This is a genomic window from Shewanella sp. GutDb-MelDb, from assembly GCF_002836075.1.
In the GTDB taxonomy this organism is placed as follows: domain Bacteria; phylum Pseudomonadota; class Gammaproteobacteria; order Enterobacterales; family Shewanellaceae; genus Shewanella.
On record NZ_PJBM01000155.1, the window covers coordinates 1 to 12995 of the forward strand.

Genomic DNA, 12995 nt, shown 5'->3' on the forward strand with positions numbered 1-12995 from the left:
ATTTTCTGAAGCGTTGATAAGGTTTGTCGAGAGTGCAAAGGCTATCGCCGTGCAAGATGACGGAGTTAATGCCATACAAATTGAGGACAACGACTTCAGGCAATAACGTCATGCCACTACGTTTTGCAAATGTACTGCCAATTAAAAAATCTCGATTGCCGTGAATAAAGTAAACGGGGAGTTTTTGTGTCGCTAATTTGATTGCATCAGCAAGTTGATTTGCAAATGGTTCAGCAATATCATCGCCCACCCAGACTTCAAACAGATCACCCAGGATATATAAAGCTTCGGCATCGGCAAGTTGAGTCTCTAAGAAGGTGAGAAAAGCTTGGGTAATATCGGGGCGATCTGCACTTAAGTGCAAATCGCCCACAAATAATGTACGCATCGAGTTAATCTTACTCTTCGATAGTCACTTTTTCGATGATAACTGCTTCAAGCGGGACATCTTGATGCATACCACGGTTGCCAGTGCTTACCGCTTTGATCTTATTTACCACGTCCATACCTTCAGATACTTCGGCAAATACACAGTAACCCCAACCTTGAGCTGACTCAGACTTAAAATCTAAGAAAGTGTTGTCGTTGATGTTGATGAAAAACTGAGCGGTTGCTGAGTGTGGATCTGAAGTACGTGCCATAGCAAGCGTACCGACTTTGTTCGAAAGGCCATTGTTTGCTTCATTTTCAATGGTCTCACCGCAAGGCTTCTGCTCCATATCTTCGCTAAAACCGCCACCTTGGACCATAAATCCGTCGATAACACGGTGAAAAACAGTCCCGTCGTAAAAGCCTTCTTTTACATACTTGACGAAGTTAGCTGCTGTTTTAGGTGCGTTTTCGGTATCTAAAGAAACCTTGATGTCGCCATGGTTGGTATGAAGTGTGATCATAATATTAACTCTCGCAATTTAACACATTGTAAATAATGGCTGGATTCTAACGTAATTGTGCGGTTGCATAAAGCGTTCAGTGAGATGACTATTTAAAAAGTGCGAACAAGACTTAGCTTAATTAATCATTTGGCAAACGTAACCGAAGTATTTCGCATTCGTGTCAATAGTGGATGCCTTCGTAATGTAATCTAGACGATATTAAGAGCATCTGTTCATTTTTGCGTACTTGGTGTGGGAAAACTGCTTGGAACCGCGAGTTTTGCAATGGTAGACTGGACAACTTATTTCCAAATATAGCCGTTGAAGAGAATAATCAATGTTGAAGCTTTACAATACTCTTACCCGCCAAAAAGAACAGTTTGTACCGATACAGCCAGGAAAAATAGGCATGTATGTGTGTGGGGTGACCATTTATGATTTATGTCATATTGGTCATGGACGTACCTTTGTTTCGTTTGACATGATTGTTAGGTACTTGAGATACAGTGGCTATGATGTGAATTTTCAACGCAATATTACCGACGTTGATGACAAAATTATCAAGCGCGCCAATGAAAACAATGAAAGCTGTGACTCATTGACTGAGCGTCTTATCGGTGAAATGCATCGAGATTTCGACTCACTCAATATGGCGCGTCCAGATTTTGAACCTCGCGCGACATTGCACATGCCAGAAATCATCACTATGGTTGAAAAACTAATAGCCCGTGAGCATGCCTATGTTGCGTCAAATGGTGATGTACTATTTAGTGTGTCTTCTTTCCCTGAGTATGGGCGCTTGTCTGGGCAAAACTTAGAACAGTTACAGGCTGGTGCGCGGGTTGAAATCGAAGATGCTAAGCGCGATCCAATGGATTTTGTATTGTGGAAGATGTCTAAACCGGGTGAGCCTACTTGGGACTCTCCTTGGGGGCCGGGTCGTCCTGGCTGGCATATTGAATGTTCAGCAATGAACAGCAAACATTTGGGTGACCATTTTGATATTCATGGTGGTGGCTCTGATCTGCAGTTTCCACATCATGAAAATGAGATCGCTCAGTCTTGCTGCGCACACGATACACCGTATGTAAACTACTGGATGCATACGGGTATGGTGATGGTCGATAAAGAGAAGATGTCCAAATCCTTAAATAACTTTTTCACCATCCGTGATGTATTAAATCACTATGATGCGGCAACAGTGCGTTACTTCTTATTATCGGGTCATTATCGTAGCCAGCTAAACTATTCAGAAGATAACCTTAAACAAGCTAAATCGGGATTAGAGCGGATCTACACCGCGCTTAAAGACTTAGATTTAACGCTAGAAGCTGCGGCGGCAGAACAGTTTGTGGCTCAGTTTAAGCGTGCAATGGATGATGACTTTAATACACCAGAAGCGTATTCAGTATTGTTTGAAATGGTGCGAGAGATCAATCGCCTTAAATTAACTGATATGGCTCAGGCATCGGCGTTAGGTGTTGCGTTAAAGCAGCTTGCGGATGTATTGGGTATTCTTTCGCAAGATGTCGACACTTTCTTTAAAGGTGAGGGCTCTGATGATGAAGTTGCTGAGATTGAAGCACTCATTGTTGAGCGTAACCGTGCACGAACAGAGAAAGACTGGGGCGCTGCGGACATTGCACGCGATGGGCTCAATGCGTTAGGTGTTATTCTAGAAGATGGGCCCGAAGGTACGACTTGGCGCAAAAAGTAAAACGATTACGTTGAATTAAAAAAGCCTGCAATTAGCAGGCTTTTTTGTGTCTGGAACACTTATGCCACATCCCATGGATGGGGAAATGTGGTATTTATGTTTGTAACCTTTATTTCTCTAGAGGCTCATCGTGATATCGCTCGCAAGCGTATAACGTGTTCTCAAGTAAGCTGGCAATGGTCATTGGGCCTACACCACCGGGTACTGGCGTGATAAAGCTAGCATTTTCAGAGGCTTTTTCAAATTGCACATCACCAATAAGTTTGCCATTTTCTAAGCGGTTAATACCGACATCAATAACAATGGCACCTGGCTTGATCCATTCACCGGGAATAAACCCTGGCTTACCGACGGCCACGACAACTAAATCAGCCTGTCTTACTTTCTGTTCTAAATTACGGGTAAAGCGATGACATGTTGTTGTCGTGCAACCCGCAAGCAGTAACTCGAGAGTCATTGGGCGACCAACGATATTCGATGCGCCAACAACGACGGCGTCTAGACCATAAGTATCGACACCCGTCGACTGAATGAGCGTCATAATGCCCATTGGCGTGCATGAACGTAGCACTGGAATACGTTGAGCGAGTCTGCCTACATTGTAGGGATGGAAACCATCGACATCTTTATCTGGACGAATACGTTCAATGACTTTTGATTCTTCAATATGCTCTGGTAGCGGTAGTTGCACCAAAATACCGTCAATAGTGGGGTCATCATTACATTCATCAATAAGTGATAACAACACTTCTTCAGGCGTTGTACTGTCTAAATCGTATGAGCGAGACATAAAGCCAAGCTCTTCACAGGCTCTGCGTTTACTCGCCACATAAACTTGTGAAGCAGGATCTGCCCCAACAAGTATCACGGCTAAACCAGGCACTCTTAGACCAGCCTCTTTACGGGCGGTTACTTTGTCTTTGAGTTTAGTTCGAATGGTTTGAGCGATAGCTTTTCCATCGATTTTTTGAGCGGTCATGGGGCTAGGTGTCCTTTATACGGCGCGATAATGGAAAACGGCGTCATTTTAACAGGACATATGATAGGTGTCATTGATTTAGACCGCTAACAAACAATTCTTAAATACGGATAATGAGTACAAGGTAAAGTTGTAGAAAGTATCCATTTTGTCGGAGGGCGAGTGCTGCTATAAATAATGCAAATACAGGTATAAGTAGGATAAATTGCCATTTTGGCGGCAAGAGACAACGGTTACATTTTTTATGCTGACAATATTGATCAATAAATGGATTTCATGAGCGGAGCCGCTATATTAAATGGTCTGCTATATTGACGGTATCTTGCGCATATTGCTGGCGATAGCAGCAAAGAACGATATCGTAGCGTGTTAAATAAGCAGCCGAACGCTTTTTTAAAGAAAGTCGTTGACGGCCTTTAGACTAGGAGATAATATGCGCTCCGTTCTCAACGAGATAGTTCGTTTAGAGCAGAAGCAGAAAATATTTCCCAATACTATATTTTCGTTATGTTTCAATTTCGGTGATTAGCGCAGCCCGGTAGCGCATCTGGTTTGGGACCAGAGGGTCAGAGGTTCGAATCCTCTATCACCGACCACATTTTAAAACTAACGTGAAACGTTAGTTGCCCAGTTCAGGAAATGAATTTAATTCATTGCCGAGCGCCCGTAGCTCAGTTGGATAGAGCACCCGCCTTCTAAGCGGGTGGCCGCAGGTTCGAATCCTGCCGGGCGCACCATTTTTGTGGTGATTGTAGCTCAGTTGGTAGAGCCCCGGATTGTGATTCCGGTTGTCGTGGGTTCGAGCCCCATCAGTCACCCCACTCTTTCTGTAAAGAAGTTGAAAAGCGACCCTAGGTCGCTTTTTTTACGCCTGTAAATCGTACTTTGAGGCTCGACTCCAGCGCATTCGATAGCTATAATGTCGCGTCTTGATAATTATCAACTAAGAGTGACCAGTGCCAAACATCAGTGTTTATGGGTATTTTGGTTAAATTTACGAGTCAAGAAACGAATACCTTAATAGTTGATTTTTCGACTATTGCAAAGGACGACAGACATATTTAGAGGTAAAAAAATGCAAGTTTCTGTAGAAACCACACAAGGTCTAGAGCGTCGCCTAACTATTTCGGTACCTGCTGAGCAGATCGAAAATACAGTTAAAGAAGCATTAAAAAGTGAAGCTAAGCGTGCTCGTATTGACGGTTTCCGTAAAGGAAAAGTACCGGTAAGCGTTATTAACAAGCGTTACGGTAAAGCTATTCGTCAAGACATCACTGGTGAAGTGATGCAGCGTAACTTTGTTGAAGCTATTATTGCTGAGAAGTTGAACCCAGCGGGTGCACCAACGTTTGCTCCTGGTGTTGCTGAAGGCGAAACCTTTGAGTTTGTTGCCACTTTTGAAATCTACCCAGAAGTAGAGCTTAAAGGTTTAGAGTCAATTGCTGTTGAGCAACCTAAAGCTGAAGTTACTGAAGCTGATGTTGACGCAATGATTGAAACGCTACGTAATCAACATGCTTCATTTGAAGTTGTTGAACGTGCAGCTGCTGAAGGTGACAAAACTAAATTCAACTTCGTTGGTTCAGTTGACGGTGAAGAGTTTGAAGGCGGTAAAGCTGAAGACTTCGAACTACAACTCGGTAGCGGCCGCATGATCCCAGGTTTTGAATCTGGTATCGAAGGTCATAAAGCCGGTGAAGAGTTCGAAATCGAAGTCACTTTCCCTGAAGATTACCACGCAGAGAACTTAAAAGGTAAAGCAGCTAAATTTGTTATTACCCTTACTGAAGTTCAAGGCGCTAACCTTCCTGAAGTGAATGACGAATTCGCAACACTATTTGGTGTTAATGAAGGCGGAATCGACGCGTTACGTGCTGAAATCAGCAAGAACATGGGTCGTGAGCTAGCGCAAGCGCTTAAAGCAAATGTTAAAGAACAGGTCCTTAACGGTCTTGTTGAACAAAATGCTTTGGATTTGCCAAAAGCATTGATCGAAGGCGAAGTAGAAGTATTGCGTAAGCAAGCTATGCAACGTTTTGGTGATCAAGCTGCGAGCATGCCTGAACTACCAGCTGACTTGTTCACTGAGCAAGCTGAACGTCGCGTTAAAGTAGGTTTACTACTTGGTGAAGTTATCAAGACTAGCGAACTTAAAGCTGAAGACGAACGTGTTCAAGGTCTAATAGCTTCAATGGCATCTGCATACGAAGATCCAAGTGAAGTTGTTGCTTACTACAATGGCAATGAAGAACTTATGCAGAACATGCGTAACGTTGCACTTGAAGAGCAAGCAGTAGAACAGTTACTAAAAACTGCAACTTTGACTGAAAAAGAAGTCAAATTTGAAGAATTTATGAACAAGGCAAGCGGTCGCGCGTAACCATCGCTTGACTTAAATGGCTATTAGCCATTTATAATGGCTCGTATGAGGTTCCTCATGCGGGCCATTTTTATTTAGGGATTATTAATAATGCAAAATGCACCAGAATCAGTTTTAAATGCACTCGTTCCTATGGTGGTTGAACAAACTGCTAAAGGTGAACGCTCATATGATATCTATTCTCGTCTTTTAAAAGAGCGTATCATTTTCTTAGTTGGCCCCGTAGAAGAGCACATGGCTAATCTGGTCGTTGCACAATTGCTGTTTTTGGAGTCAGAGAGCCCTGATAAAGATATCTTCCTTTATATTAACTCTCCAGGTGGTTCTGTAACGGCGGGTATGGCAATATATGACACTATGCAGTTCATTAAGCCAAACGTTAGCACTGTGTGTATTGGCCAAGCGGCAAGTATGGGCGCATTCTTGTTAGCTGGCGGAGCGGAGGGCAAGCGTTATTGTCTACCTAATTCGCGAGTGATGATCCACCAACCATTGGGTGGTTTCCAAGGCCAAGCGTCAGATATCGCTATTCATGCCAAAGAGATCTTGGGCATTAAGAATAAGCTAAACACTATGTTGGCAGAACATACAGGCCAGCCGCTAGAAATCATTGAGCGTGACACCGACCGTGACAACTTTATGAGTGCTGATGAAGCAACTGAGTATGGACTTGTCGATTCAGTGATGAATAAACGAGGCTGATTTTTGCTTTAGGCTGAGCTATGCTGAGTGATGAAGTAATATAAAAGAATTCTGCAGCTGATAGGCTGCAAACAGAGGTAAGGTAATGGGCGAAAACAAAGGTACCGGTGACGGCGGGAAGCTGCTGTACTGCTCTTTTTGTGGAAAGAGCCAGCATGAAGTGAGAAAACTTATTGCTGGACCTTCTGTATATGTTTGCGATGAGTGCGTAGAACTCTGCAATGACATCATTAGAGAAGAGATAAAAGAGATTTCTCCTAAGCAAGATCAAGACAAGTTGCCAACACCGCATGAATTAAGAGCGCATTTGGACGACTATGTTATTGGCCAAGATAAAGCTAAAAAGGTGTTATCTGTAGCGGTATATAACCATTATAAGCGCTTGAAAAATGCGAGCCCTAAAGATGGTGTCGAATTGGGTAAAAGTAATATTTTGCTGATTGGCCCTACAGGTAGTGGTAAAACGCTGTTAGCAGAAACACTTGCACGTTTCTTGGATGTGCCGTTCACGATGGCCGATGCAACGACGCTGACAGAAGCGGGTTATGTTGGTGAAGATGTCGAAAACATCATTCAAAAGTTACTACAGAAATGTGACTACGATGTAGAGAAGGCCCAACGTGGTATTGTCTATATTGATGAAATTGATAAAATCAGCCGTAAGTCTGACAACCCATCAATTACACGAGATGTATCAGGTGAAGGTGTTCAACAAGCTTTACTTAAGCTGATTGAAGGTACGGTTGCAGCGGTTCCACCACAAGGTGGTCGCAAGCATCCACAACAAGAGTTTTTGCAGGTAGATACCTCGAAGATTTTGTTTGTTTGTGGTGGCGCATTTTCAGGCTTAGAAAAAGTCATTGAACAACGCGCAAACGTGGGTTCAGGCATTGGTTTCGGTGCAAACGTAAAGGGAGACGCTGATAAAGCGACAATCTCTGATATGTTATTGCAAGTAGAGCCAGAAGATTTAGTTAAGTTTGGTCTTATTCCTGAATTTATTGGTCGACTTCCTGTTTTAGCGACCTTGTCTGAGCTTGATGATGCTGCACTTATTCAAATTCTTTCAGAACCTAAAAATGCGATAACAAAGCAGTTTGCGGCGTTATTTGAGATGGAAGGTGTTGAGCTAGAGTTTAGAGAAGATGCGCTTAAAGCGATTGCAATTAAGGCGCAGACTCGTAAAACGGGTGCGCGTGGATTGCGGTCTATCGTCGAAGGTATTTTACTCGATATCATGTATGACCTACCTTCAACAGATGATGTTGTGAAAGTGGTAGTCGATGAGTCTGTAGTAAAAGGTGAATCATCACCTATTCTTATCTACGAAAATAACGAAGCACAAACGGCTAGTGCAGAGTAAGACATCGTCTTAATTGCACTCGAGCATTAAAAAGGAGCCTTTATGGCTCCTTTTTTGTGCAGTTTATTAATTAATTGTTATTCGCCATTGAAACCTATCGAATCATCCCAATATACTCTTAAGTATTCATACAAAACGGAATCGAGCTATGACTCTAGAGCGTGATACGCGAATAGAACTACCCGTACTACCACTAAGAGATGTAGTGGTTTATCCTCATATGGTAATTCCGTTATTCGTAGGACGAGAAAAGTCCATTCGTTGCTTAGAAAAAGCGATGGAACAAGGTAAACAAATTATTCTAGTCGCCCAGCGTGATGCTGAGTTAGACGATCCTACCAGCGATGACATTTTCGATGTTGGTACAGTAGCCTCTATTTTACAACTGCTTAAGCTTCCTGACGGTACTGTTAAAGTCTTAGTTGAAGGCGGTCAGCGTGCGCGCATAGATAATTATTCTGAGCAGGACGAGATATTCCAAGCGACCGCACACTACCTTGAATCTGAGCCATTAACAGATAAAGAGGAAGAAGTCTTAATTCGCTCGGCTGTGGGGCAGTTTGAAGGCTACATCAAGCTGAATAAAAAAATTCCACCAGAAGTGCTAACGTCACTTTCTGGTATCGATGAAGCCGCTCGACTTGCAGACACCATGGCAGCGCATATGCCGCTGAAGCTTGAAGATAAGCAGTCTGTGCTAGAGATGGTTGATGTTGGTGAGCGCATCGAATATTTGATGGCGATGATGGAATCTGAAATCGATCTGTTACAGGTCGAAAAACGGATCCGTGGTCGCGTTAAAAAACAGATGGAGAAGAGTCAGCGCGAGTACTATTTGAATGAGCAAATGAAAGCGATTCAGAAAGAACTTGGCGATATTGACGAGTCTCACGATGAGTTTGAAAGCTTAGCTAAAAAAATTGAAGAAGCAAAAATGCCTGAAGAGGCTAAAGAGAAAGCGACAGCTGAACTTAACAAACTGAAGATGATGTCACCTATGTCGGCTGAAGCGACCGTGGTGAGAAGTTATGTTGAGTGGATGGTGGCAGTGCCTTGGCATAAGCGTTCGAAAATCAAACGTGATTTGGCTAAAGCGCAGGATGTACTTGACACCGACCACTTTGGTTTAGAGAAAGTCAAAGAGCGCATTCTCGAATATCTAGCAGTACAGAGCCGTGTTAAACAGCTTAAAGGTCCGATTTTGTGCTTAGTTGGGCCGCCAGGTGTTGGTAAAACATCACTGGGCCAATCTATCGCCAAAGCGACTGGACGTAAGTATGTGCGCGTTGCCTTAGGCGGCGTGAGAGATGAAGCGGAGATCCGCGGTCATCGTCGTACATACATAGGTTCTATGCCAGGTAAAGTCATCCAGAAAATGTCAAAAGTGGGGGTTAAGAACCCGCTATTTTTACTTGATGAAATTGATAAGATGAGTAGTGATATGCGGGGCGATCCTGCATCAGCATTACTTGAGGTGCTTGATCCTGAACAGAACTCCACCTTTAGCGACCATTACATGGAGGTTGATTACGACCTGTCTGATGTCATGTTTGTCGCGACATCGAATTCAATGAATATTCCAGGTCCGTTATTAGACCGTATGGAAGTGATTCGTCTGTCGGGTTATACCGAAGATGAGAAGCTCAATATCGCTAAGCAGCATTTATTGCCGAAACAGATTGAGCGCAATGGACTAAAAGCCAAAGAAGTTACCGTTGATGATAGTGCTATTGTTGGCATTATTCGTTACTACACTCGTGAAGCAGGTGTACGTTCGCTTGAGCGAGAGCTATCAAAGATTTGTCGTAAAGTCGTTAAGAGAATCTTACTGGATAAAAGCATTAAGCATGTTTTAGTTAACCAAGATAACCTTAAGTCTTTCTTAGGCGTACAGCGTTGCGATTACGGCAAAGCCGAATCAAACAACCAGATAGGCCAAGTGACAGGACTTGCATGGACTGAAGTCGGTGGCGATTTGCTGACTATCGAAGCAACCTCGGTACCAGGTAAAGGTAAGTTGTCTTATACCGGCTCGCTAGGCGATGTAATGCAAGAGTCGATTCAAGCGGCAATGACGGTTGTGCGTGCACGAGCTGAGCAACTGGGCATTAATCCAGATTTTTATGAGAAGCGTGATATCCATGTGCACGTTCCAGAAGGTGCAACACCAAAAGATGGTCCTTCAGCGGGTGCTGCTATGTGCACTGCATTGGTCTCTAGTCTTACGGGAAATCCTGTTCGCGCCGATGTGGCGATGACAGGTGAAATAACCCTCCGTGGTGAAGTATTACCCATTGGTGGATTGAAAGAAAAACTACTCGCTGCGCACCGTGGTGGAACCAAAGTCGTTCTAATTCCAAAAGAAAATGAACGAGATTTGGAGGAAATTCCAGCTAATGTGATCGCTGACTTGAAAATTTATCCAGTGAGATGGGTTGAAGAGGTACTGAAACTGGCACTTGAACGACCAGTAGAAGGCTTCGAAGTAGTATAAAACGTGGACTAATGCAATAAATTACCGTATTGCACAAAAAAAAGTACAAAATGGGGCTTACCAAAGTGTCTAGCTGTGGTAGCCTAAGTCTGTGGAGAGTCAGTCGCTCCAGCCCTCGGCGCGACTGGTTTTGAGCAGTATCCTAAATTATTTCTTTGGTTTTCCTATAAGGCTTGAACTTTAGTTCTAAGCTTGTTATAAAAAGCCTCCGCAGACCGCTCTAGACATGGATTTGGTTGCGGTACAAAAATTACATTCAAGGGGATGACATGAACAAATCTGAACTAATCGAGAAAATCGCTTCTGGCGCTGACATTTCTAAAGCCGCTGCTGGCCGTGCATTAGATTCTTTCATTGGCGCTGTTACAGACAGCCTAAAAGAAGGCGATAAGATTGCTCTTGTTGGTTTTGGTACTTTCGAAGTGCGTCAGCGTGCAGAGCGCATTGGTCGTAACCCACAGACGGGTAAAGAAATCAAAATCGCTGCAGCAAATATTCCAGCATTCAAAGCTGGTAAAGCGCTTAAAGACGCTGTTAACTAAGATACTCGTTATCTGCAGCCTTTGTAAGGTTATTGTAGCAAGCACTGTTTAGACAGTGCTTTTTACGAGAAAAAGATTGTTATTAGGTTTTTACTTAGTCGCAGTCGACAAAAGTAAAGAGGTTAATTTCTCTTTACTATTAAATTACAAAAAGGCGCATCCAACGAGTGATGCGCCTTTTTATTTTATTAATCGCAACCAGCGAGAAGTCTGATGTTAGAAAAGATTCGTGAAGGATCACAAGGCCCAATTGCAAAAAGCATTTTAGTCCTAGTGATTCTTTCATTTGCATTTACGGGTGTGAGTAGTTATTTAGGTTCATCAACTGAGGTTGCAGCGGCTACCGTCAATGGTGAAGAGATCAGCAATTCAGCTTTAGAGCAAGCCTATGACAATGAGCGTGGTCGTCTTGAGCAACAATTAGGTGATATGTTCTCGACGCTATCAGCAGATGAAAATTATATGCAAAGCGTTAAGCAGAGCGTATTAGAGCGCTTAGTCGCTGAAAAGCTATTAGATCAAAATGCTGTTGAATTAGGACTACGAGTCTCTGACGAGCAGATCCGCGCAGCGATTATGGTCGAACCTGCATTTCAGACTGATGGCATATTTGATAACGATCGTTATCAAGCTATTTTGCGTCAACTCGGCTACCAAGCTAACTCTTTCAGAGACATGATGCGCACCGATATGACACGTCGTCAATTGGTGGCCACTTTAGTCGGTTCTGAGTTTGTATTAGCAGGTGAAGCTGAATACTTGGCTAATATCCAGGGACAAACGCGTGATATTAATTATTTGGTCATCGACTCAGCGCCTTTCATTGCCGCAGCAAGTGTTACAGATGAACAGATCCAAACTTACTACAACTCAAATCTTGCTCAGTTTGTAAGACCTGAACTGGTAAGCCTTAGCTACATCGAACTTGACGCAAAGCAGTTAGCGGATGGTGTAGTTGTTACTGAAGCCGATGCTAAAGCTTATTACGATGAGAATAAGGTGCAGTATCTGCAGCCAGAGAAGCGCTTAGCAGCTCATATTCTTATTGGACTTGATGACGATGATGCCGCAGCAAAGGCTGCAGCGATTTATCAGAAGCTACAAAATGGTGAAGATTTCGCCGCGGTTGCTAAAGCTGAATCTCAAGATACATTCAGTGGTGAGCAAGGTGGTCAACTTGATTGGTTTGAAGCCGGTGTAATGGAACCTGAGTTTGATACTGCATTATTCGCATTGGATAAAGGCAGTTATTCAAATGTGGTTAAGACTAACTTTGGTTATCACATTATTAAAGCACTAGACATCCAAGCGGGTGCTGAAGCTCCTTTTGCTGACGTAAAAGATAAAATCATTGCACAGTTGCAAGGGCAACAATCGGTTGATAAGTTCTACGAACTACAGCAGATCCTTGCCGATACAAGTTATGAAGTCCCTGACACTTTATCTGAAGCGGCAACCGAGCTCGGTGTTGAAGTTAAGACGACTCCTGAGTTTACGCGCAATAATGCTCCCGCTTTGTTCACCAAGCCAGCTATCTTGAAAGAAGCATTTTCTTCGAGTGTGTTGCTTGATGGTATGAACAGTGAAGTGCTTGAAGTTGAGTCAAACCACGTTGTTGTAATCCGAGCTAACTCTCATAAAGCTGCTGGTACTATGGCGCTTGAAGACGTTAGAAATGGAATTGCCGCACGTTTGAAGCAAGAACAAGCTAATGAGTCTGCGCGTCAACAAGCGCAAGATGCTATGACAGCTTTCAAAACTGACGGTGTTACTGCTGATTACCTAGCGAAAGAAAAACTTGCACGTTTCGAGCAAGATATTGATGGTGCAGTCGTCAATAAAGCCTTTGCTATGGCGCAGCCAACAGAAGGTCCAACTGTTGATACAGTTGCACTTGCTAACGGTTATGCAGTTGTTGTACTTGATAAAGTTAATACAGCAGA

The 12995-nt window shown here is 43.3% G+C and carries 10 protein-coding genes and 3 tRNA genes; 10 read left to right on the forward strand and 3 right to left on the reverse strand.

The window, feature by feature from the left end; translation table 11 throughout:
* Positions 1-388, reverse strand: a 388-nt coding sequence (locus tag CXF82_RS06655; RefSeq protein ID WP_102043889.1) for a UDP-2,3-diacylglucosamine diphosphatase, incomplete at its 3' end; no start/stop codon positions are given.
* A 10-nt stretch (positions 389-398) separates the two neighbouring features.
* The gene (locus tag CXF82_RS06660) at positions 399-893 is read right to left on the reverse strand and encodes a peptidylprolyl isomerase (RefSeq protein WP_101093600.1); all 495 of its coding nucleotides are present in this window, start codon (positions 891-893) and stop codon (positions 399-401) included.
* Between the two features lie 319 nt (positions 894-1212).
* Here CXF82_RS06660 and cysS point away from each other — a divergent pair, with 319 nt between their 5' ends.
* Positions 1213-2592, forward strand: coding sequence for a cysteine--tRNA ligase (cysS, locus tag CXF82_RS06665; RefSeq protein WP_101093599.1), 1380 nt, complete (start codon positions 1213-1215; stop codon positions 2590-2592).
* Positions 2593-2701: 109 nt separating this feature from the next.
* On the opposite strand, the gene folD is transcribed toward cysS, so the two are convergent.
* Entirely contained in the window at positions 2702-3571 is an 870-nt protein-coding gene (gene folD / locus CXF82_RS06670; RefSeq protein WP_102043890.1) for a bifunctional methylenetetrahydrofolate dehydrogenase/methenyltetrahydrofolate cyclohydrolase FolD, read from the reverse strand.
* 519 nt (positions 3572-4090) lie between these two features.
* Here folD and CXF82_RS06675 point away from each other — a divergent pair.
* From CXF82_RS06675 to CXF82_RS06715, 9 genes are all read left to right on the forward strand, one after another.
* Positions 4091-4167 (forward strand) — tRNA-Pro (locus CXF82_RS06675).
* 64 nt (positions 4168-4231) lie between these two features.
* Positions 4232-4308: transfer RNA gene (locus tag CXF82_RS06680), tRNA-Arg, on the forward strand.
* A gap of 8 nt (positions 4309-4316) precedes the next feature.
* A tRNA-His gene (locus tag CXF82_RS06685) sits at positions 4317-4392 on the forward strand.
* 254 nt (positions 4393-4646) lie between these two features.
* Entirely contained in the window at positions 4647-5951 is a 1305-nt protein-coding gene (gene tig / locus CXF82_RS06690; protein WP_101093597.1) for a trigger factor, read from the forward strand.
* A 90-nt stretch (positions 5952-6041) separates the two neighbouring features.
* On the forward strand, positions 6042-6653 hold the full coding sequence (gene clpP / locus CXF82_RS06695; RefSeq protein ID WP_101093596.1) for an ATP-dependent Clp endopeptidase proteolytic subunit ClpP: 612 nt from the start codon (positions 6042-6044) through the stop codon (positions 6651-6653).
* Between the two features lie 85 nt (positions 6654-6738).
* The gene (gene clpX / locus CXF82_RS06700; protein ID WP_101093595.1) at positions 6739-8016 is read left to right on the forward strand and encodes an ATP-dependent protease ATP-binding subunit ClpX; all 1278 of its coding nucleotides are present in this window, start codon (positions 6739-6741) and stop codon (positions 8014-8016) included.
* Positions 8017-8164: 148 nt separating this feature from the next.
* On the forward strand, positions 8165-10510 hold the full coding sequence (gene lon / locus CXF82_RS06705) for an endopeptidase La (protein WP_101093594.1): 2346 nt from the start codon (positions 8165-8167) through the stop codon (positions 10508-10510).
* A gap of 254 nt (positions 10511-10764) precedes the next feature.
* A complete protein-coding gene (gene hupB / locus CXF82_RS06710; protein ID WP_198553577.1) occupies positions 10765-11052 on the forward strand; it encodes a nucleoid-associated protein HU-beta in 288 nt (95 codons plus the stop codon).
* 213 nt (positions 11053-11265) lie between these two features.
* Positions 11266-12995, forward strand: a 1730-nt coding sequence (locus CXF82_RS06715) for a SurA N-terminal domain-containing protein (protein ID WP_102043891.1), incomplete at its 3' end; no start/stop codon positions are given.